16 protein-coding genes and 1 pseudogene are annotated in these 22,404 nt (G+C 59.1%); 12 read left to right on the forward strand and 5 right to left on the reverse strand.

Going from position 1 to position 22,404, the window contains the following annotated elements; genetic code table 11:
• The first annotated feature begins 83 nt into the window (after positions 1 to 83).
• Positions 84 to 2,930 carry an RNA polymerase-associated protein RapA gene (gene rapA / locus EAH74_RS08055; protein WP_140677525.1) on the forward strand — a complete coding sequence of 949 codons (2,847 nt, stop codon included), beginning with the start codon at positions 84 to 86 and terminating at the stop codon, positions 2,928 to 2,930.
• A 172-nt stretch (positions 2,931 to 3,102) separates the two neighbouring features.
• Here rapA and EAH74_RS08060 read toward each other — a convergent pair whose 3' ends face one another.
• Complete coding sequence (locus tag EAH74_RS08060) at positions 3,103 to 4,452, reverse strand: spinster family MFS transporter (protein ID WP_140677527.1); 1,350 nt, start codon at positions 4,450 to 4,452, stop codon at positions 3,103 to 3,105.
• A 291-nt stretch (positions 4,453 to 4,743) separates the two neighbouring features.
• On the opposite strand from EAH74_RS08060, the gene EAH74_RS08065 reads away from it, so the two are divergent.
• Positions 4,744 to 7,026: a putative bifunctional diguanylate cyclase/phosphodiesterase gene (locus EAH74_RS08065; protein ID WP_140677528.1), complete on the forward strand. Its 2,283-nt coding sequence runs from the start codon at positions 4,744 to 4,746 to the stop codon at positions 7,024 to 7,026.
• Here EAH74_RS08065 and EAH74_RS08070 read toward each other — a convergent pair.
• Positions 6,917 to 7,812 (reverse strand): annotated as a pseudogene (locus tag EAH74_RS08070) (NAD(P)-dependent oxidoreductase). The gene EAH74_RS08065 and the pseudogene EAH74_RS08070 sit on opposite strands and share 110 nt — an antisense overlap.
• Positions 7,813 to 8,009: 197 nt before the next feature.
• On the opposite strand from EAH74_RS08070, the gene EAH74_RS08075 reads away from it, so the two are divergent.
• Positions 8,010 to 10,205, forward strand: coding sequence for a hypothetical protein (locus EAH74_RS08075; RefSeq protein WP_140677530.1), 2,196 nt, complete (start codon positions 8,010 to 8,012; stop codon positions 10,203 to 10,205).
• A 290-nt stretch (positions 10,206 to 10,495) separates the two neighbouring features.
• Here EAH74_RS08075 and EAH74_RS08080 read toward each other — a convergent pair whose 3' ends face one another.
• On the reverse strand, positions 10,496 to 10,801 hold the full coding sequence (locus EAH74_RS08080) for a DUF2288 domain-containing protein (protein ID WP_046056389.1): 306 nt from the start codon (positions 10,799 to 10,801) through the stop codon (positions 10,496 to 10,498).
• Positions 10,802 to 11,139: 338 nt separating this feature from the next.
• Between EAH74_RS08080 and EAH74_RS08085 the strand changes: the two genes are divergently transcribed.
• The 6 genes from EAH74_RS08085 (at position 11,140) to EAH74_RS08110 (ending at position 16,929) form a co-directional block, all read left to right on the forward strand.
• Entirely contained in the window at positions 11,140 to 12,267 is a 1,128-nt protein-coding gene (locus EAH74_RS08085) for a branched-chain amino acid ABC transporter substrate-binding protein (protein WP_123366878.1), read from the forward strand.
• 232 nt (positions 12,268 to 12,499) lie between these two features.
• On the forward strand, positions 12,500 to 13,423 hold the full coding sequence (gene livH / locus EAH74_RS08090; protein ID WP_123366879.1) for a high-affinity branched-chain amino acid ABC transporter permease LivH: 924 nt from the start codon (positions 12,500 to 12,502) through the stop codon (positions 13,421 to 13,423).
• Positions 13,420 to 14,676, forward strand: coding sequence for a high-affinity branched-chain amino acid ABC transporter permease LivM (locus EAH74_RS08095; RefSeq protein WP_123366880.1), 1,257 nt, complete (start codon positions 13,420 to 13,422; stop codon positions 14,674 to 14,676). Before livH ends, EAH74_RS08095 begins: the two co-directional genes overlap by 4 nt.
• Complete coding sequence (gene livG / locus EAH74_RS08100; protein ID WP_140677532.1) at positions 14,673 to 15,440, forward strand: high-affinity branched-chain amino acid ABC transporter ATP-binding protein LivG; 768 nt, start codon at positions 14,673 to 14,675, stop codon at positions 15,438 to 15,440. The genes EAH74_RS08095 and livG overlap by 4 nt, the downstream gene beginning before the upstream one ends.
• Positions 15,441 to 16,142, forward strand: a complete 702-nt coding sequence (locus EAH74_RS08105; protein WP_046046223.1) for an ABC transporter ATP-binding protein — start codon at positions 15,441 to 15,443, stop codon at positions 16,140 to 16,142.
• A gap of 535 nt (positions 16,143 to 16,677) precedes the next feature.
• A complete protein-coding gene (locus EAH74_RS08110) occupies positions 16,678 to 16,929 on the forward strand; it encodes a DUF6124 family protein (protein ID WP_140677534.1) in 252 nt (83 codons plus the stop codon).
• A 110-nt stretch (positions 16,930 to 17,039) separates the two neighbouring features.
• Here the strand turns inward: EAH74_RS08110 and EAH74_RS08115 are convergent, their stop codons facing one another.
• A complete protein-coding gene (locus EAH74_RS08115; RefSeq protein ID WP_140677536.1) occupies positions 17,040 to 18,044 on the reverse strand; it encodes a LysR family transcriptional regulator in 1,005 nt (334 codons plus the stop codon).
• A gap of 105 nt (positions 18,045 to 18,149) precedes the next feature.
• Here EAH74_RS08115 and EAH74_RS08120 point away from each other — a divergent pair, with 105 nt between their 5' ends.
• The 3 genes from EAH74_RS08120 (at position 18,150) to EAH74_RS08130 (ending at position 21,171) form a co-directional block, all read left to right on the forward strand.
• Positions 18,150 to 18,749 carry a short chain dehydrogenase gene (locus tag EAH74_RS08120; protein ID WP_140677538.1) on the forward strand — a complete coding sequence of 200 codons (600 nt, stop codon included), beginning with the start codon at positions 18,150 to 18,152 and terminating at the stop codon, positions 18,747 to 18,749.
• Positions 18,750 to 18,808: 59 nt separating this feature from the next.
• A complete protein-coding gene (locus tag EAH74_RS08125; RefSeq protein WP_123366885.1) occupies positions 18,809 to 19,462 on the forward strand; it encodes a COG3650 family protein in 654 nt (217 codons plus the stop codon).
• A gap of 95 nt (positions 19,463 to 19,557) precedes the next feature.
• On the forward strand, positions 19,558 to 21,171 hold the full coding sequence (locus EAH74_RS08130) for an NAD(P)/FAD-dependent oxidoreductase (protein WP_140677540.1): 1,614 nt from the start codon (positions 19,558 to 19,560) through the stop codon (positions 21,169 to 21,171).
• Positions 21,172 to 21,267: 96 nt separating this feature from the next.
• Here the strand turns inward: EAH74_RS08130 and EAH74_RS08135 are convergent, their stop codons facing one another.
• On the reverse strand, positions 21,268 to 22,362 hold the full coding sequence (locus EAH74_RS08135) for a PLP-dependent cysteine synthase family protein (RefSeq protein WP_140677541.1): 1,095 nt from the start codon (positions 22,360 to 22,362) through the stop codon (positions 21,268 to 21,270).
• Positions 22,363 to 22,404: the final 42 nt, after the last annotated feature.

Genomic DNA, 22,404 nt, shown 5'->3' on the forward strand with positions numbered 1-22,404 from the left:
CAGCTCCTACGCCGTAAACCTTTTGGTCTGGAGGGCCGATTCCGTTAAGATAGCCCGCTTTTTCAAGGTGGGAGTCAGGCAGCATGGCGCAGCAGTATCAACCGGGGCAACGCTGGATCAGTGACAGCGAAGCCGAGCTGGGTTTAGGCACCGTTCTGGCACAGGACGGCCGCTTGTTGACCGTGCTCTACCCGGCCACTGGCGAGACTCGCCAGTACGCGCTACGGAATGCGCCCCTCACCCGCGTGCGGTTTTCGCCGGGTGACTCGATCACTCACTTCGAAGGCTGGAAACTGACCGTACAAGAAGTCGACGACGTCGACGGCTTGCTGGTTTACCACGGCCTCAACGGGCATAACGAAGTGGTTACCCTGCCGGAAACCCAACTGTCGAACTTCATTCAGTTCCGCCTGGCCAGCGATCGTTTGTTCGCCGGGCAGATCGACCCGCTGGCCTGGTTCTCCCTGCGATACAACACCCTGGAACACACCAGCCGCCAATTGCAGTCCGCGCTTTGGGGCCTGGGTGGCGTGCGTGCGCAACCGATCGCGCACCAGCTGCACATCGCCCGTGAAGTCGCCGACCGCATTGCGCCGCGGGTATTGCTGGCAGACGAAGTGGGCCTGGGCAAAACCATCGAAGCCGGTCTGGTGATCCATCGCCAACTGCTCTCGGGCCGCGCCAACCGCGTGCTGATCCTGGTTCCGGAGAACCTTCAGCACCAGTGGCTGGTCGAGATGCGCCGCCGCTTCAACCTGCAAGTCGCGCTGTTCGACGAAGAACGCTTCATCGAAAGCGATGCCGCCAACCCGTTCGAAGACACCCAGCTCGCGCTGGTTGCACTCGAGTGGCTGGTAGACGACGAGAAGGCCCAGGACGCGCTGTTCGCCGCCGGTTGGGACCTGATGGTCGTCGACGAAGCGCACCACCTGGTGTGGCATGAAGACAAGGCCAGCCCGGAATACTCGCTGGTTGAACAACTGGCCGAAGTCATTCCCGGCGTCCTGCTGCTGACCGCGACCCCGGAACAACTGGGTCAGGACAGCCACTTTGCGCGTCTGCGCCTGCTCGACCCGAACCGTTTCCATGACCTGCACGCCTTCCGCGCCGAGAGCGAAAACTATCGCCCGGTGGCCGAAGCCGTTCAGGAGCTGCTGGACAAGGGGCGCCTGTCGCCTGAAGCGCACAAGACCATTCACGGTTTCCTCGGCAACGAAGGCGAAGCGCTGCTGGCCGCCGTCAACGATGGCGACATCGAGGCCAGCGCCCGCCTGGTCCGCGAACTGCTCGACCGCCACGGCACCGGCCGGGTGCTGTTCCGCAATACCCGCGCCGCCGTGCAGGGTTTTCCGGAGCGCAAGCTGCATCCGTACCCGCTGCCATGCCCCGACGAATACCTCGAATTGCCATTGGGTGATCACGCCGAGCTGTACCCGGAAGTCAGCTTCCAGGCTCAGCCAGACGCCAACGAAGAAGAACGCTGGTGGAAATTCGATCCGCGTGTCGAGTGGTTGATCGATACGCTGAAGATGCTCAAGCGCACCAAAGTGCTGGTGATCTGCGCCCATGCTGAAACCGCCATGGACCTGGAAGACGCCCTGCGCGTGCGTTCCGGCATCCCGGCCACCGTCTTCCACGAAGGCATGAACATCCTCGAGCGTGACCGCGCCGCCGCCTACTTCGCCGACGAAGAATTTGGCGCGCAAGTGTTGATCTGCTCGGAAATCGGCAGTGAAGGTCGTAACTTCCAGTTCTCGCACCACCTGGTGCTGTTCGATCTGCCCTCGCACCCGGACCTTCTGGAGCAGCGTATTGGTCGTCTGGACCGGATCGGCCAGAAGCACATCATCGAACTGCACGTGCCGTACCTGGAAACCAGCCCGCAAGAGCGCCTGTTCCAGTGGTACCACGAAGCGCTGAATGCGTTCCTCAACACCTGCCCGACCGGCAACGCCCTGCAGCATCAGTTCGGCCCGCGCCTGCTGCCGCTGCTGGAAAATGCCGACGACGGCGAGTGGCAAGCGCTGATCGACGAAGCCCGCGCCGAGCGCGAACGCCTGGAAGCCGAGCTGCACACCGGCCGTGACCGCTTGCTGGAACTCAATTCCGGCGGCGCTGGCGAAGGTGATGCACTGGTCGAGGACATCCTTGAGCAAGACGACCAGTTCGCCCTGCCGATCTACATGGAAACCCTGTTCGACGCCTTCGGCATCGACAGCGAAGACCATTCGGAAAACGCGCTGATCCTCAAGCCGAGCGAAAAAATGCTCGACGCCAGCTTCCCGCTGGGCGACGACGAAGGCGTGACCATCACTTACGACCGCAACCAGGCGCTGTCTCGCGAAGACATGCAGTTCATTACCTGGGAACACCCGATGGTTCAGGGCGGCATGGACCTGGTCTTGTCCGGTTCCATGGGCAACACCGCCGTGGCGCTGATCAAGAACAAGGCGCTGAAGCCCGGCACCGTGCTGCTGGAACTGCTCTACGTCAGCGAAGTGGTTGCCCCGCGCTCGCTGCAACTGGGCCGTTACTTGCCGCCGGCCGCCCTGCGCTGCCTGCTCGATGCCAATGGCAACGACCTGTCGGCCCGTGTGTCGTTCGAAACCCTTAACGATCAGCTGGAAAGCGTGCCGCGTGCCAGCGCCAACAAGTTCATCCAGGCCCAGCGCGATCAGCTGACGCCACGGATCAACGCCGGCGAAGAGAAGATCTTCCCGCGTCACGCCGAGCGCGTGGCTGAGGCGCAGCGTCGTCTGGCCGCCGACACCGACGAAGAACTGGCGCGCCTGACTGCGTTGCAAGCGGTCAACCCGACCGTGCGCGACAGCGAACTGGTTGCCCTGCGCAAACAACGCGAGCAAGGCCTGGCCATGCTCGACAAGGCTGCGCTGCGACTGGAAGCGATTCGGGTGTTGGTGGCGGGCTAAATCCCCTGCTCCACCCCGCTATAAAAAGAAGGCCCGCAGCGATGCGGGCCTTTTTTTGTCTGCTTGATTGTTTCGGTGTTGCTGATGACCCCTTCGCGAGCAGGCTCGCTCCCACACTGGTTCTGTGGCGTTCACAAATCCAGTGTGGGAGCGGGCTTGCTCGCGAAGGCGATTAGGCAGTCGCTACAGAAACCCCAGGCTCAACCACCGCCACCAACCCTTCCTTCATCCGCTTGGCATCGCGCACAAAACACCGCGAAGCCAGGAACAGAAACACCATGGTGAAAAACAGCGCCACCGGGATCAAATACATCGCGTCATGCAAGCCGACAGCCTTGAACGCCTCCGTCATCTGGTCAGCACCGGCCGAGAGCATCGCCGTATGTGCAAAGTGGTCGGACAATGCGCCCACTACCACTGGCCCCAAACCACCACCCAGCAAATACAACCCGGCAAAGAACAGCGCCATGGCCGTAGCCCGCAAGCGCGGCTCGACTACGTCCTGAATGGCGGTGTAAACGCAGGTGTAGAAGTTGTAGGCAAACAACCAGCCCACACTGAACACCGCCACAAATCCCCCGATCTCGATCCGCCCGGCATGCAGCGCCCAAGCCGTGCACACCGTCGAGATGATCAAGCTGAACGCGGCAAACAGCAGTCGCCCATTGGCCACCCGCTGATGAATCTTGTCCGCGACCCAACCGCCCAGTGTCAGGCCGAACAACCCGGTCACGCCGACGATCACCCCGGTCGCCACCGCCGCTTCCTGTAACGGCATCAGGAAATAGCGCTGCAGCATCGGCACCAGAAACGAGTTGCAGGCATACGTGGCGAAGTTGAAGCACAGCCCCGCCATCACCAGCCACAGGAACGTCGGCACCGCCAACACCCGACGGATTGGCCGGTCTACGCGCTCCTGAGAAACCTGCACACTCTCTGCGGCGCCGCGTTTCGGTTCTTTGATGAAGAACATGAAGATCGCCAGGATCAGCCCCGGCACTGCCGCGATAAAGAACGGCGCGCGCCAGCTGTCGAACGCCTTGACCATGGCGCCGATGGTGAAGAATGCCAACAGCAACCCCAGCGGCAAGCCGAGCATGAAAATGCCCATCGCCCGCGCCCGACGGTGGGCCGGGAACAGGTCGCCGATCAGCGAGTTGGCGGCCGGTGCGTAACTGGCTTCACCGATGCCGATGCCCATGCGCACGATCAGGAAAGCCCAGAAACTCCCCACCAGTCCGTTGACCGCTGTCAGCCCGCTCCACGCCGCCAGGCCCCAGCCCATCAATTTGCTGCGTGAACCGGTATCGGCCATCCGTCCCAGAGGCAGGCCGGCAATGGCATAAACAAGGGTGAATGCGGTACCGATGATCCCCAGCTGAAAGTCGCTGAGGTGCCATTCCATGCGGATCGGTTCGATGATGATGGCCGGAATGGTGCGATCGAAGAAGTTGAACAGGTTGGCCAGGAACAGCAGGAACAGAATGCGCCAGGCATTCGCCGCTTGGGTCGAGTTCTGCATGGGTCCGTCTCTTTTATTGTTATTGGGGCTTCACTGCCAGCGCATCCGAGCCCGGAATCTGCAATCTAGTCAGGCCCGCCAGAGCTGTCTGTCATTATTTGTAAAGGTGATAGCGCCCCATGTAATGAGGCGCCGCCCATGCAACATTTTATTTCTAAAAATTCAGAGGCTCATTCCAAAATCATTAGAACCAATATGCCACTACCGCTTGCACTCTGTGCATGACACCTATACTCCAACGCATTCACCAGGTTCATGGTGTTGGCCAGAATAATGGATGCGGGGCGTACGATGGAGTGGCCTGCTTTATATTTCACTACCCAACTACCAGAGTTCGGGCAGGTCATACTCAATTGCGCTCATAACCCCTTTCTGGTGTTACTGGCCTATGTGGTCGCCTGTGTGGCCGGCTTCGCCACGCTGGACATAACCGAACGGGTTGGCCATGCAGAAAAATCAGCGTCCCAACGTCTCTGGTGCTGGATCGGTGCCGGGTGTCTGGCGGGCGGTATCTGGGCCATGCACTTCATCAGCATGCTGGCGTTCCAGGCGCCGATCGAAATCCATTACCAGCTGCCCATCACTCTGATCTCACTGTTGTTCGCGCTGACGGCCTCGTGGCTGGCGATGCATACCCTCAGCCATCCTCATCTGAGTTTCTGGCAATACTTGCGGGCCGCCGTGTGGATTGGCCTGGGCATCGCGACCATGCACTACATGGGCATGGCCGCCATGCGTTCGGTTGCGACGGCCTATTACCAACCCGCCCTGTTTGCCCTCTCCATCGTGATCGCGATTGGCGCAAGCCTGGCCGCATTGTTGATTTCCAGTCACCTGCGCGAAGGCAGCGGTGTGTTACATCAACTACTCAAATACACCGCCAGCCTGGTGCTCGGGGCCGGTATCGTCAGCATGCACTTCACCGGCATGGCGGCGCTCAATCTGGTGCTGCCCGCCAACAGCCTCCAACCGCTGCCCGGCGAAAACAATCATCTACAACTGGGTCTGACGGTGGCTGTCATGACGCTGCTGATCATCGGCAGCAGCATCAGCGCGGCGCTGGCGGACAAGAAGCTGCAAAACAAGGAGCGCGACCTGCAACGGGTCAATGCCCTGCTCAGTCAACTGGACCAGGCGAGGATGTCGTTACAACAGGTGGCGCACTACGACCCCCTGACCAACCTGATCAACCGCCGTGGCTTCAACCAGATTTTTGCCGAGAAACTCATAGAGAAAACCAACGAAGGCGGCATGCTGGCGGTGCTGTTCCTGGACATCGACCATTTCAAGCGAATCAACGACAGCCTCGGCCATGATGCCGGCGACGAATTACTCAAAGTCCTGGCAAGCCACATAAAGTGTTCGGTGCGCAGCCACGAAGATGTGGTTGCGCGATTCGGGGGCGACGAGTTTTGCATCCTCATCGGCCTGCATGATCGTGATGAAGCGCGGCACATGGCCCAGCGCATCATGGCGAAAATGAAGGAGCCCATCGAGCTGTCCGGGCGGCGCATGGTCATGACCACCAGTATCGGCATCAGCGTGTTTCCGGAAGATGGCAAGACCTGTGAAGAGTTGCTGAAAAACGCTGACCTGGCGCTGTATCAGTCCAAGGACAGCGGGCGCAATGGCCTGAATTTCTTCAGCGAAAACCTGAAAACCCGCGCGACGCTGGAACTGCAACTGGAAGAAGAGCTGCGCCACGCCCTGCGCGAAAACACCGGACTGATGCTCTATTACCAACCGATCTATGACCTGAAAACCGCTCAGGTCAGCAAACTTGAAGCGCTGGTCCGCTGGCAGCATCCGGTTCACGGACTGCTGGCACCGGACCGGTTCATTGCCATCGCCGAGGCCAACGGCCTGATCGCAGAACTGGACAACTGGGTCCTGCGCAAAGCCTGTGAGGATCTGGGCGAGTTGTCGCGTCAGGGCTGCGAAGAACTCCACATCGCCGTGAACTGCTCGCCCCTGAACCTGGCGCGCGAAGAATTGGCCGATGAAATCGAACACGCGCTGCGGGTCTCCGGAGTGGCGCCGCAGCGACTGGAACTGGAAGTGACCGAAAATGCGCTGATGGGCAACATCGCCGATACGCTGGTGTTACTGCGCCAGATTCGTGCCCTCGGCGTGTCGCTGTCGATTGATGACTTCGGCACCGGTTACTCATCACTGGCCTATCTCAAACGGCTGCCACTCAACACGCTGAAGATCGACCGCTCGTTCATCCAGGACATTCCCAAGGCCACCCAGGATATGGAAATCGTTCAAGCGATCATCGTCATGGCCCACACGCTGCATTTGCAGGTGGTGACCGAAGGCGTCGAAACCATTGAGCAATACGAGTTTCTGGAGCGTAACGGCTGCGACTTCGTGCAGGGCTACCTGCTCAGTCGTCCGGTACCGCTGGCGCAATTGCGTCCGGTGCTGAGCGAAATCAACCAGCGCAAGCACTTGCACAGTGTCAGCCCTTTGAGTCTGGCTCGCGGTACAACTGCACTAGCGTCGACGGATCTTTTTCCAGGAATCCCTGGCACCCATGCAGTCGCATCAGTTGTGCGGCCAGTCCACTGATCGGCGTGGCCGAGCCTTGCTCACGGGAAAACTTCACCGCGGTGTCGAGGTCCTTGAGCAGCGTGCGCACATGCCATTTCACCGGTTCGAAACGGCTTTCGGCCATTTGCGGAGCCAGGATCTGCAAGGGCTTTGAATCGGCAAACCCGCCTGCCAGAGCCTCTGCGATCAGACTGGCCTGCACCCCGGAACGCTCGGCCAACGCCACCACTTCAGCGATCACCAGCGCGTTGCAGGCGACGATCATCTGATTGCAGGCCTTGGTCACCTGCCCCGCTCCGACGGCGCCCATGTGGGTCACGCGCTGGCCGAGGCTCAACAGCACAGGCCTGACGCGCTCAAGATCCGCCGTTTCACCGCCCACCATGATCGCCAGGCTGCCCGCCTCGGCGCCAACCACTCCGCCGGACACGGGTGCATCCAGCCAGCTCATGCCGGTTTGGCTGACCAACGCTGTCGCCATTTCCCGCGTCGCGGTAGGTTCCAGGCTGGAAAATCCACCAGCAATTGACCGCTTTTCCCACCCTCGGCAACCCCGGCAGGGCCAAATACCACCTCACGCACTACCGACGTGTCCGCCAGGCACAACATCACCACGTCGGCGTGCTGACACAGCTCAGCCGGCGTGGCGACCTGTCGTGCACCGGCCTCGACCAGCGGCGCGCACTTGGCTGGATTGCGGTTCCACACTGTCAGCGGATAACCCGCTGCCAGCAGGCGCTGGCACATCGGCAAACCCATCAAGCCGATCCCGGCAAACCCGAGCGAAGGTAACGTTGCCATCATTTGGCCTCCTTTTGATTAAAGATCGTCGAATATTGGCCGATTCATCATGACTTAGGAAAGGATTCCCCCGAGCGATGCTCAGGCCAAGGCCCTGACGCTTGGGCCAAATACGCGCAGAAAAAAGACGCGAGATCCCATCCGTGATGGTTCGACGACATCGTGTCGCTCAACCAACCAGCCCAGGTACATGGCGCACAATGACTTCTAAAAATAATCCGGCCACTGCGATATCCGATCTGACGTTGAGCCCCGCGGCAAACAGCCCCGCACCGTCGAAGCCATTGACGCCATCGCGCCCGTTGGCGACTCAGCAATACCTGTACTTCACCGAAACCAATACCGACCGCATCCTCGATAATCTCGACGGTCTGCGCGACATGGTGTTCCCGCGCCCACCGCATCTGGAAGGCGACAGTGAACATCACAGCGATCAGGAATTCCCGTCGGTGTGCCTGATCGGCCTGGGCCGCTGCGGTTCGAACATCGCGCTGGACGTCGCGGAGCTGGTGTACAACGCCCGCAAGTTCTACCTCAACGAATTCAATAACGAAGATCGTCTGTCACCGGACAAACGCTTCGCCGAAAAGGGCTACAGCCCGGCACAGTGGATTCGCAATAACCTGCGCCTGGGGTCGAACAAGGCCACCAAACCGGTGTTTCTGGTAGAACCGCTGGTCATGCTCGGCGACCTGGACAAAGACATCGCTGGCCGCATCCGTTTCTCGCGCAAGGGCGAAAAAAGCGGTTTCCTGCGCGACTACAGCAAAATGAAGATCATGGACTTGTCGGAAGTCCACGCCGGTGGCGCCGGTAACGCGCCGATCCTCGGTCAGTACCTGGCCAAGATCATCCTGAACAAGGACACCCAGCGTTTCTCCAGCCCTGACTGGAAGATGATTCATTCGTACCTGATCGATAGCTGCGGGATCAAGGCCAACCAGTCGCGCCTGTACTTCTCGATTTTCAGCGCCGGTGGCGGTACCGGTTCGGGCATGGCCTCGGAATTCGGCCTGGCCCAGCAACACTCGTACATGAACAAGACGTTCGACACCAAGCCGATGGACGAGCACGACGGCAAGAGCGGTCATTCCTTCGTCTTCGAGCCGATCTTCACCAGTGGCATCTGCGTGCTGCCGAATATTTCCGATCACCGCAGCGAAATGTCCGAGGCGCTGCACATCAACGCCGGTCGCCTGCTGTGCAAATACCTGTCGGAAGAGTGGGACTTCTCCTACAACTTCGCCAACGAAGACAGCAGCGAAGCCAGTGTCATGGGCCGTATCCGCCCATGGAACGCCATGATGCTGATCTCCAACGACATCATGCGTTACGCCGAAGAAAGCGATGACGGCAACATTCAGAACATCGACGTCAACGCGATGGAAAAGCACGCCAACCAGTACATCTCACAGCAGATCTTCAACATTCTGACGGCGCAAGCGGTCACCACCGACTATGACCAGAACTATTTCCGTCGGGCTGGCATCGACATTGGCGAAACCATTCGCCTCGACGCCAACGACCTGTTCATGAGTCTGGCCGGCCCCGTAGCGATTGCCTACGCCGAGTCCGTGGTGCCGGAAACTCCGCCGCCGAGCAGCGACAAGTTCAAGGTGTTCGAGAAAGAACCGCAGCGCCTGAACATCGACGATCTGTTCTTCCGCTCCATCGACTTGCCGCACTTCAACAAAGTGACCCAGGCGATCGAAGGCATCAGCTTGTTGCCGATCGAATCCAAGCGCTATCGCGCCTCGCTGGAACAGTACAAGAACTCGGGGTATGACGCGGCCGCCTTGCACGACCTGCACTTTTTCAAGAACTGCTCGTCGGTGGTCTCGATTGTTTCGCTGCCAAAGGACTACAAGCTGTCCTACATGGACTTGAACCGGTTGAAGACCCACCTCAACAGCCTGTTCCCGAACACCACGCTCAAGCGCTATGCGTTGGTCATCGGCGCCTCGGCCAACCTGTCGCTGACCACCCTGATCGCCAAGAGCCCGTGCCTGTCAGACGACTTCCTGACGCTGATCGTGGCCTTCATCAAGCGTTGCTTCGCGAAAAACCCGTACCGCTTTGACGAGACTCTGGATAACTCGATCCTGGACTTCATCATCAATGAAGAGTTTGACGAGGACCGGATCGACGAACTACTGAATGAATTCGAGAACCCGGCGAAGATCCTCGACACCAACTGGTACGCGATCAAACCGATGTACGAGAAGAAGTACCGCGAGCTAATCAACGACAAAGACAAGTTCGTCTCGATCAATGACATTCGTCTGTCCCGGGACTGCGTGAAGAAGGCGATCAAGTACTTGCGCGAGATCTACCGTCACCGGATTGGCAAGACCAAGGTTATTTCGCTGAATAACCATACGGGTAAAACTGCTTAATTTGGGTTGTTCCCAAAAGATCGCAGCCTTCGGCAGCTCCTACAGGTATACGCATTCCCCTGTAGGAGCTGCCGAAGGCTGCGATCTTTTGATTTTCATCTTTTGCTGCAATATCCCAACATTCAGAAACAATTAAGCAGCCATCAGGCTGCTCCTTAAACTGTTCCCGTTACGTTTACGTCACCCTCGCCAAGACCCTTCTGTGGCCTTTCTCTACGGCAACATGCCATCACGCTACTCGGCTACACACTTTTGCCCGACAAAGTCATGCACCAATCAAGTGCAAGCTTTCAGCTCGTCGCCCTTTCCTGGATCAGAATCCACGGCGAAACGACCACTGCCCACAGCTGCGGATCACGTTCGAAAAGATCCAGCGCCCGCGTTTCAGACAGCTTGGCGACCTTGTCGGCAGCCAGCCAGGCAGCCACTTTCTCGCCTTCATCGGTCGCGACGGCCTCCGCTGCAGCAATCAAATCCAGACCGGGGTCGACCCACAATAGGGCACCCTTGGCGAAGAACGGCTCAAGCTCCTTCCAGGTAATAGATGCGGTTTCACCAAGCAGCTTGGCATAGAGGGTGCTAGGTTCTTGAGTCATGGGTCCTGTCCGGAAAAGAAATTGACGCAATCATAACGTCGGTGGTCTGGCAGAAAAACCCGGAGGCAATGGAGTTACCGATTGAAAACAGCAGGAAAGCCAAGGATTGCTGATATTTCAGCTATAACCCCCGCCGCCATTCTGTCTTTTTCTTTCAATAAAGCGACACCCTCAGGTTTTGCCCCCTGGCGCCAGCTTCCCAGGCTAACAATTGGCGCTCTACACTGTACCGGTACAGTTGCCGGGGGCATTTTCCGGAGGATATCGAAGATATCTGACCCGGTTCTGCTGCTACGGCGCCAGGACTATAAAAACTACAACAGTAAGAGTGGAGCACTATGACTAAGGCTACTAAGCAGATTTCCAAACTGTTTGCCGCTATGGTTCTGGCCGGGGTTGCCAGCCATTCGTTCGCAGCTGACACCATCAAGATCGGCATCGCCGGCCCTAAAACCGGCCCTGTAGCCCAATACGGCGACATGCAGTTCAGTGGCGCCAAAATGGCCATCGAACAGATCAACGCCAAAGGCGGCGTAGACGGCAAGAAACTCGAAGCCGTTGAATACGATGACGCCTGTGATCCAAAACAAGCGGTAGCGGTTGCGAACAAAGTCGTCAACGACGGCGTCAAGTTCGTGGTCGGTCACCTGTGCTCCAGCTCCACTCAACCGGCTTCGGACATTTACGAAGACGAAGGCGTGATCATGATCACCCCGGCTGCCACCAGCCCGGACATCACCAATCGCGGTTACAAAATGATCTTCCGTACTATCGGTCTGGACAGCGCCCAGGGCCCAGCCGCCGGTAACTACATTGCCGACTTCGTAAAACCGAAGATCGTTGCTGTTCTGCACGACAAACAGCAATACGGTGAAGGCATCGCCACCGCCGTGAAGAAAACCCTGGAAGGCAAAAACGTCAAGGTTGCCGTGTTCGAAGGCATCAACGCCGGCGACAAAGACTTCTCTTCGATGATCTCCAAGCTCAAGCAAGCCAACGTCGACTTCGTCTACTACGGCGGCTACCACCCGGAGCTGGGTCTGATCCTGCGTCAAGCCCAGGAAAAAGGCCTGAAAGCCAAGTTCATGGGTCCGGAAGGCGTGGGTAACGACTCCATTTCGCAGATTGCCAAAGACGCTTCCGAAGGTCTGCTGGTAACCCTGCCGAAATCCTTCGACCAGGATCCGGCCAACATCGCCCTGGCTGATGCGTTCAAAGCCAAGAAAGAAGACCCAAGCGGTCCGTTCGTGTTCCCGGCCTACTCGGCTGTTGAAGTCATCGCTGGTGGTATCACTGCTGCCAAGAGCGAAGACCCTGCCAAAGTGGCTGCTGCCATCCACGCAGGTTCCTTCAAAACCCCGACTGGCGACCTGAGCTTCGACGCCAAGGGCGACTTGAAAGACTTCAAATTTGTGGTTTACGAGTGGCACTTCGGCAAACCTAAAACTGAAGCCAAGCCTCAGTAAGGCGTTGCCTGACTGACTGCCAATAAAGCCCACGGCGTGCCGTGGGCTTTGTTTTACGAACGTATTGGGCCGCGCTGGCGTGATCCGCCAGTCTCCCCACCTGAAAATCTCAAAACCGTCATCAGCGGTTCGCTGGCAAACCTCGCGTTCGAAGTGGATGCAGATCCACGGGGCTCGAGCGGGAAAATGACTCCACCAGTGAAATGCGTATCAGGTTTTTAGGAGCGCTGTAATGCCTGACATCTATCACTTCTTCCAACAGCTGGTTAATGGTCTGACCATTGGCAGTACGTATGCCCTGATCGCCATCGGCTATACGATGGTTTACGGCATCATTGGAATGATCAACTTCGCCCACGGCGAGGTGTACATGATTGGTTCCTACGTGGCGTTCATCGCCATCGCGGGCCTGTCCATGATGGGACTCGACAGTGTTCCGCTGTTGATGACCGCCGCTTTTCTCGCGACCATTGTCGTGACCAGTGCCTACGGTTACAGCATCGAACGGATCGCCTACCGCCCTCTGCGCGGCAGCAACCGTCTGATCCCGCTGATTTCCGCCATCGGCATGTCGATCTTCCTGCAGAACACGGTTCTGCTGGCGCAAGACTCCAAGGACAAATCCATCCCCAACCTGATCCCCGGTAACTTCTCCATCGGGCCAGGTGGCGCACAAGAAGTGCTGATTTCCTACATGCAAATCGTGGTGTTCGTGGTGACCCTGGTCGCCATGCTCGGCCTGACGCTGTTCATCTCCCGCTCTCGCCTGGGTCGCGCCTGCCGCGCCTGTGCCGAAGACATCAAGATGGCCAACCTCTTGGGTATCAACACCAACAACATCATCGCCCTGACCTTCGTCATCGGTGCCGCACTGGCAGCCATCGCGGCTGTGTTGCTGAGCATGCAATACGGCGTGATCAACCCGAACGCCGGTTTCCTGGTCGGCCTCAAAGCCTTCACCGCAGCTGTACTGGGCGGTATCGGCAGCATCCCCGGCGCCATGCTCGGCGGGATCGTGCTGGGGGTGGCGGAAGCCTTTGGTGCCGATATCTTCGGCGACCAGTACAAGGACGTCGTGGCGTTCGGCTTATTGGTTCTGGTGTTGTTGTTCCGGCCAACCGGCCTGTTGGGCCGTCCGGAGGTTGAAAAAGTATGACTAGGAATCTTAAACAGGCGTTGTTCAGCGCCTTGCTGGTGTGGGCCGTTGCCTACCCGGTACTCGGTCTGAAACTGACCATTGTCGGCATCAACCTCGAAGTCCATGGCACCAGCACTGCAACGCTGATCACCATCGCCGTGTGCTCGGTGCTGATGTTCCTGCGGGTGTTGTTCGATCAGCAGATCAGCTCGGCCTGGAAATCCTCGCCGAACATGCCGGTGATGCCGGCCAAGGCCAGTACGTTCCTGACTTTGCCGACCACCCAGCGCTGGATCATCATCGCGTTGATCATCGGTGCTCTGGTCTGGCCGTTCTTCGGCTCCCGCGGTGCGGTGGATATCGCCACGCTGGTGCTGATCTACGTGATGCTCGGCCTGGGCCTGAACATCGTGGTTGGTCTGGCCGGTCTGCTCGACCTCGGTTATGTCGGCTTCTATGCCGTCGGCGCCTACAGCTATGCGCTGCTGTCGCACTACTACGGTCTGAGCTTCTGGATCTGCCTGCCGATCGCCGGCCTGATGGCGGCCACCTTCGGCTTCCTGCTCGGTTTCCCGGTCCTGCGTCTGCGCGGTGACTATCTGGCGATCGTGACGCTGGGCTTCGGTGAAATCATCCGTCTGTTCCTGCGTAACCTGACCGGCCTCACGGGGGGTCCGAACGGCATCAGCAACATCGAGAAACCGACGTTCTTTGGCCTGACCTTCGAACGAAAAGCCGCCGAAGGCCTGCAGACGTTCCACGAGTACTTCGGTCTGGAATACAACTCGATCAACAAGGTGATCTTCCTTTACCTCGTTGCGCTGTTGCTGGCGCTGTTTGCCCTGTTCGTCATCAACCGCTTGCTGCGCATGCCTCTGGGCCGTGCCTGGGAAGCGCTGCGTGAAGACGAAATCGCCTGCCGTGCGCTGGGCTTGAACCCGACCATCATCAAACTCTCGGCCTTCACCCTCGGTGCCTGCTTCGCCGGTTTCGCCGGCAGCTTCTTCGCCGCGCGTCAGGGCCTGGTGACACCGGAGTCGTTCACCTTCATCGAGTCGGCGACCATCCTCGCCATCGTGGTGCTGGGTGGCATGGGCTCGCAACTGGGCGTCGTACTCGCCGCCACGGTGATGATCCTGTTGCCGGAAATGATGCGTGAGTTCAGTGAATACCGCATGTTGATGTTCGGCGCCTTGATGGTGCTGATGATGATCTGGCGTCCTCAAGGACTGCTGCCCATGCAACGTCCTCACATGGAGCTGCGCAAATGAGCCGCGAGATCCTTAAAGTCGAAAATCTGAGCATGCGCTTCGGCGGCTTGCTGGCGGTCAACGGCGTAGCCCTGAGCGTGAAGGAAAAACAGGTCGTGGCACTGATCGGCCCCAACGGCGCCGGCAAAACCACCGTGTTCAACTGCCTGACCGGTTTCTATAAACCGAGCGGCGGCAGCATCCTGCTGGACGGCGAGTCAATCGAAGGCCTGCCCGGCCACAAGATCGCCCTCAAAGGCGTGGTGCGCACCTTCCAGAACGTGCGGCTGTTCAAGGACATGACGGCGGTCGAGAACCTCTTGATCGCCCAGCACCGTCATCTGAACACCAATTTCCTGGCCGGTCTGTTCAAGACCCCGGGGTTCCGCAAGAGCGAGCGCGAGGCCATGGAGTTCGCCGAGTTCTGGCTGGACAAGGTCAACCTCAAGGCGTTCGCCAACCGTCCGGCCGGCACCCTGGCCTACGGTCAGCAACGTCGTCTGGAAATCGCTCGCTGCATGATGACCCGTCCGCGGATCCTCATGCTCGACGAACCGGCTGCCGGCCTGAACCCGAAGGAAACCGAAGACCTGAAGGCGCTGATCAGCATGTTGCGTGAAGAGCACAATGTCACCGTGCTGCTGATCGAACACGACATGAAACTGGTCATGAGCATTTCCGACCACATCGTCGTGATCAACCAGGGCACGCCTCTGGCCGACGGCACGCCGGAACAGATCCGCGACAATCCCGAAGTGATCAAAGCCTACCTGGGGGAAGCGTAAATGCTGCAATTCGAAAACGTTTCCACCTTCTACGGCAAGATCCAGGCCCTGCACAGCGTCAACGTGGAAATCCGTCAGGGCGAAATCGTCACCCTGATCGGCGCCAACGGCGCGGGCAAATCCACCTTGCTGATGACGCTTTGCGGTTCGCCGCAAGCCCACAGCGGCAGCATCAAGTACATGGGTGAAGAGCTCGTGGGGCAGACCTCGGCGCAGATCATGCGCAAGAGCATCGCCGTGGTTCCGGAAGGTCGTCGGGTGTTTGCCCGTCTGACCGTGGAAGAAAACCTCGCCATGGGCGGGTTCTTCACCGACAAGGGTGATTATCAGGAACAGATGGACAAGGTTCTCGGACTTTTCCCACGCCTGAAAGAGCGCTTCGCCCAACGCGGCGGCACCATGTCCGGCGGCGAACAGCAAATGCTCGCCATCGGCCGTGCGCTGATGAGCAAGCCCAAGCTGCTGCTGCTCGACGAACCTTCGTTGGGCTTGGCACCGATCATCATCCAGCAGATCTTCGACATCATCGAACAGCTGCGCAAGGACGGTGTAACGGTGTTTTTGGTGGAGCAGAACGCCAACCAGGCGCTGAAAATTGCTGACCGCGCGTACGTTCTGGAGAACGGCCGGGTGGTGATGACAGGCACTGGGGAAGCACTGCTGACTGATCCGAAAGTGCGCGAGGCGTATCTGGGCGGTTGAGTGATTGCGGTAAATAAAAAACGGCCTTCGGGCCGTTTTTTTATGCTTGTCATAATGGAAATCTCCCCCGTAGGAGCTGCCGCAGGCTGCGATCTTTTGATCTTGGTCTTCGGTGGTCCTGGTGAAAATCAAGATCAAAAGATCGCAGCCTTCGGCAGCTCCTACAGGGGATTTTTGGTGTTCTGGAGAGCGTGTTTAATCAGTGTCAGTGTTACTTCCTGCAAGCTACATCGCCTTGCGTCGTTGCCTACAGCTACGCCAGAATCCGCCGGCTTGTGCGCCTCGGGCCCGGCCTCTATCGTTTCTCCGCCACTGCCCATCAGTGGTCGGGTTTAGTCGCTCGGTAGTTCTCCCGGATCGCATAAGTGCCAAAAAGTCAGGTATTCCATCCCTGCACTTGACGGTGGCTGTGTGCAGGGCGCCCTCGGGCGCGCCGATATCCGGGGTTCTCGATCGGTCGACTAACCTGTGCACAGCCGCCACCTTTTCGTTTAGTCGCGAGCGGGTTGCAGCCTCATATAGAGAGAACCCGTAAATGTTCAAGAACTCACCCAATCCCCCACACAATCCCAGCCCGATGTTCGTCGTCGCGCCCGGTATCGATATGCAAACCCTGCTGGGCCATGCCTGTGAATCACTAGCGTCGGCGAGTGTGATGGCCAGCAATTTCGCCGCTTTCCTGGAAGGTACGCACCGCAACATGCTGCTCGGCATCCAGCAAAGCATCATGCTGGGCGAACTGGCGGTGAATCGGGCGCTGGATCAAATCGACCCACAAGAATCCTGACCACGAAGATCACCCTGTGGGAGCGAGCCTGCTCGCGAATGCAATTTCACATTCAACAGAAATGTTGTCTGCCCTACCGTTTTCGCGAGCAGGCTCGCTCCCACAGGGATCTATGTGGTGTGCTGGAGTCGATCCAGCGCTTCGCCGCTGCGCTTGAACCAGCCGATCAGGTAATCCGCCAGCACTTGGGTGCGTTTCGGCAACCCTCCCTGATACGGGTGAACCAGGTACATCGGCATGCGGCGGGTCTGATAGTCACGCAGGAGCCAGCGCAAACGTCCGTCAGCCAATTCGGCTTGCAACAAGTAGGACGGCAACCGCGCAATACCGGCGCCGGCCAGTGCCGCTTTTTTCAGCAGGCTGTAATGGTTGCTGGCGAACGGTCCCGAGACCCGCACCCGCAACAATTCGTGCTGCTGGTGATAGAGCCATTCTTCACGGCCGCTGTAATGGTTGCTGGCGAACGGTCCCGAGACCCGCACCCGCAACAATTCGTGCTGCTGGTGATAGAGCCATTCTTCACGGCCGCTGTAATGGCTGTTGAGCAGACAGCGGTGTTCAACGAGTGCTTGAGGCGTCAACGGTTCGCCGTATTGCTCAAGGTAAGCCGGGCTGGCGCAGGTCATTTCATGCCAGGCTAATAGCGGCCGGGCCACCAGTCGCTCGTCATTGCCCACCTCGGAGCGAACCGCCAGATCAAACCCGTCGCGGGACAAATCACGGTAGCTGTTGCTCAGGTCCAGCTCGATCTGCACCTCGGGATATTTGCCAGAGAACTCCAGCAACAAGCCATCGAAGAAGGTTTCCCCCAACGACACGGGAACCGTCATACGCACCGGCCCGGCCATGTCGTCCTTCAGCCGCGCCAATGCCTGACGCGCCCTCTCGACTTGGACTACGAGCGCCTGGGCTTGCGGCAACAGCGCCGCACCTGCGGCCGTCAGGCTCAAACGGCGGGTGGTGCGTTGCAGCAGCACCACTGAAAACCGCGATTCCAGTTGGCTGATGCGCTTGGACAACTGTCCTTTGCTGCACCCCAGCTGCTGCGCCGCCAGTGTGAAACTTCCTGCTTCAATCAATATCGCGAACGCCGCCAGATCATCCATTTCGCTCATGGATTGTTTCCATTTGAAAACCAAAGGTTGCCTATTAGCGCGCTTATCAATGGAAAAAACCACTCTAGACTGAAGCCTCTTTCAACCCATTCAAGGAACAGCAGCATGAAAATTCTTTTGATAGGCGCAGGCGGCACCATCGGTTCGGCGGTCGACAAGGAGCTGTCCGAGCGTCACGAGATCATCCGCATCGGTCGCAACAGCGGTGATTTCCATGTGGATATCAGCGACAGCGCATCGATTCGCAAGCTGTTCGAGAAAATCGGCAAGTTCGATGCACTGGTCTGCGCCGCCGGCAACGTGACCTTCGCCCCCCTCGGTGAAATGACCGAAGAAAGCTTCGCGCTGGGCCTGAAAGACAAGTTGATGGGCCAGGTCAATCTGCTGCTGATCGGCCGCGAGTTCGCCAATGACGGCGCCTCGTTTACCTTAACCACCGGCGTGCTCAGCCACGACCCGATTCGCAGCGGCGCCTCGGCAGCGCTGGTCAATGGCGCTCTGGACAGCTTTGTCCGTGCCGCAGCGATCGAACTGCCTCGTGGTCTGCGCGTCAATTCGGTGAGCCCGAACGTACTGGTCGAAGCCATGGGCAGCTACGCGCCGTATTTCCGCGGCTACAAACCGGTTCCGGCAGCGGATGTGGCATTGGCCTACGCCAAAAGTGTGGAAGGCCTGCAAACAGGCCAGACCTTTCACGTGGGCTAAACCCTTGTGATGAACGGTCAGGCTGAGTAACGTGACGGCACTTGTCTGGAGACTCAAAGATGCGTGTTGCCCGTTCCTTAGTCCTTGTTGCCCTGCTTCCGTTGTTCGCCGCTTGCCAGTTGCTCGACGGCCCGCGTGAAAGTGCCTCCCACGTGGGCCAGACCCGCATGCAGGGCCAGTTGACGGCGGCCGACGGCAAGCTGTTGTTCCAGCCGTGCAATGAACAGCGCAGTTATGTGGTCAACGACATCGGTGGCACCAGCGTCCTGCAAGAGGCCGCGACCCTGGCCGATGACCAAGGCAAGCTTTTTGCTGACGTACGCGGGCGGGTCGTCGATAGCCGCCTCGATCTTGCGCAGCTGTACCGCGTCGAGCGTTCGGGCACCGCGTGCAACGATCCGAATTTCAAATTGCTTATCCTGCGTGCCGCCGGCCATGGGCCTGAGTGGAACGTGAAAGTCAGCGGTAAAGGTATGGTCATCGAGCGCGCCGGCCAGCCGCCATTGGCCGTGCCCTACGTTGAAGAGCAACTGGGCGATGGCCGCTTCAACCTCAGCACCGAAGCCAACAACCAGCACATCGAATTGTGGGTTGCACCGCAACGTTGCGTCGACAGCACCACCGGCAGTGTCCAGCACATGAGCGCCGAACTGCGCATCGACGGCCAGGTTCAGCGTGGCTGCGGGTATTTCGGCGGTTCGCGTAACGACTGATCGTTTTAGCCTCACGGGAATCTTTCTTTGAGGCTTATAATCGCGGGCTTCAAACGCCTTGGCGCAGTTGTGCGCCCCGCGAACCGGATCCTGTCATGTTACGAATCACCGAACTCAAGCTGCCGATCGACCATCCCGAAGAAGACCTGCGCCCTGCCATCGTGCAGCGCCTGGGCATCGCCAGTGATGACCTGCTCGACTTCACCTTGTTCAAGCGCAGCTACGATGCGCGCAAAAAGTCCTCCGAACTGTGCTTCATCTACACCATCGACCTCAACGTTCGCGATGAGGCGGCGGTGCTGCACACGTTCGCCGATGACCGAAACGTCAACGTGGCGCCGGATGTCAGCTACAAAGTAGTCGGCCAGGCGCCGGCTGATCTTGAGCAACGTCCTGTGGTCGTGGGTTTCGGCCCCTGCGGGATTTTCGCCGGGCTTCTGCTGGCGCAAATGGGCTTCAAGCCGATCATCCTCGAGCGTGGCACCGAAGTGCGTCAGCGCACCAAGGACACGTGGGGGCTGTGGCGTAAAAACGTGCTTAACCCCGAATCCAACGTGCAGTTCGGTGAAGGCGGCGCAGGGACATTCTCCGATGGCAAGCTCTACAGCCAGATCAAAGACCCGAAATTCATCGGTCGCAAAGTCCTGCACGAATTCGTAAAAGCAGGTGCGCCGGAAGAAATCCTCTACGTCAGCAAGCCGCACATCGGTACGTTCCGTCTGACTGGCGTTGTGGAAAACATGCGTGAGCAGATTCGTGCGTTGGGTGGCGAAGTGCGCTTTCAACAGCGCGTTACCGATGTGTTGATCGAAGACGGCCAACTGGTCGGCGTCGAGCTCAATGGCGGCGAGCAGATCCATTCGAAACACGTGATTCTGGCCCTCGGCCATAGTGCCCGGGACACCTTCCGCATGCTGCATGGCCGTGGCGTGTTCATGGAAGCCAAGCCGTTCTCGGTGGGTTTCCGCATCGAACACCCGCAGTCACTGATCGACCGCGCGCGTTTGGGCAAGTACGCCGGGCACCCGAAACTCGGGGCCGCCGATTACAAACTGGTGCACCACGCCAGCAACGGACGTTCGGTCTACAGCTTCTGCATGTGCCCCGGCGGCACCGTGGTGGCGGCGACGTCCGAGCCGGGCCGCGTGGTCACCAACGGCATGAGCCAGTACTCGCGTAACGAGCGCAACGCCAACTCCGGGATCGTCGTCGGGATCACCCCGGAAGTCGATTATCCGGGCGGCCCGCTGGCGGGAATCGAGCTGCAGGAACGCCTGGAATCCCACGCCTTTGTGCTGGGCGGCAGCAACTACGAAGCGCCAGCGCAACTGGTCGGTGACTTCATTGCCGGCAAGCCGTCCACCGAGTTGGGCAGCGTAGAGCCGTCTTACAAACCGGGAGTTGCCTTGGGTGACCTGGCGCTGGCCTTGCCGGCGTTTGCCATCGAAGCCATTCGCGAAGCCTTGCCAGCGTTCGAGAAGCAGATTCGCGGGTACTCGCTGCACGACGCGGTGTTGACCGGGATCGAGACACGTACATCGTCGCCGCTGCGGATTACCCGTGACGAGTCGATGCAGAGCCTGAACGTGAAGGGCTTGTTCCCGGCGGGTGAAGGCGCGGGTTATGCGGGCGGGATTCTATCGGCGGGTGTCGACGGGATTCGGATTGCAGAAGCCGTGGCCCGCGACATCCTTGGCCTCGAGGCTTAAGCCTTAACATCAAAAGATCGCAGCCTTCGGCAGCTCCTACAGGGTGTTCACCGTCCCATGTAGGAGCTGCCGAAGGCTGCGATCTTTTTGCTTTTATCAGATGTTTGCGCGCAACACGGTGGCCGGCAGCGGCTCACCGCGCTCGACACTCCCCGCCACCGCATCCATCAAACCACTCAACTCATACCCTTGGGCCTTGAGCCAAGCCTGATCGTAATAGGTGGTGGCATAACGCTCGCCGCCATCACACAGAATCGCCACGATTGACCCCGACTCCCCCGCCGCCGCCATCTGCTGGGCCGCCATCAACGCGCCGATCAGGTTGGTCCCGCTCGACCCGCCAACCCGACGTCCCAAACGCTGCGCCAGGTAATGCATGGCCGCCAGAGACAACGCGTCCGGCACTTTGACCATCGCATCGATCACTTTGGGCAGGAACGACGCTTCTACCCGAGGCCGACCAATGCCTTCAATCCGCGAACCGCATTCCAGACGCAGACTGGCGTCGCCGGTCTGGTAGTAATCGAAGAACACCGAACGCTCGGCATCCGCGCAGAGCACGCGGGTGCAATGCTGGCGGTAACGCACGTAACGGCCCAGCGTCGCGGTAGTGCCGCCAGTGCCGGGGCTGGAGATCAGCCAGCTCGGCTCGGGGTGCAGTTCGAAGCGCATTTGCTGGAAGATCGACTCGGCGATGTTGTTGTTCGCCCGCCAGTCGGTAGCGCGCTCGGCATAGGTGAACTGGTCGATGAAATGCCCATCGTGTTCGCGGGCCAGCCGCTCGGATTCGGCGTAGATCTGCGTCGGATCGTCGACCAAATGACTCTTGCCGCCGTAGAAAGCAATCTGCGCGATCTTCTCTTTGGAGGTGGTCGCCGGCATCACCGCAATGAACGGCAAGCCCAGCAAACTGGCGAAGTACGCCTCGGAAATCGCCGTCGAACCGCTGGACGCTTCAATCACTGGCGCCCCGGGCTTGAGCCAGCCATTACACAGCGCATACAGAAACAGCGAGCGCGCCAAACGGTGCTTCAGGCTACCGGTGGGATGACTGGACTCATCCTTGAAATACAACTCGATGCCCGGAAAACCCGGCAGCGGCAAGGGAATCAGGTGGGTGTCGGCGCTGCGCTGGAAGTCGGCTTCGATGATCCGGATGGCTTCGCGGGCCCACTGTCGGTTGTCGCTCATGGTGGTTTTCTCGTTGAGTCGGCCTTGTTGCAAGGCTCAGCT

The sequence above is a fragment of the Pseudomonas mandelii genome, assembly GCF_006438925.1.
Classification (GTDB): domain Bacteria; phylum Pseudomonadota; class Gammaproteobacteria; order Pseudomonadales; family Pseudomonadaceae; genus Aquipseudomonas; species Aquipseudomonas mandelii_C.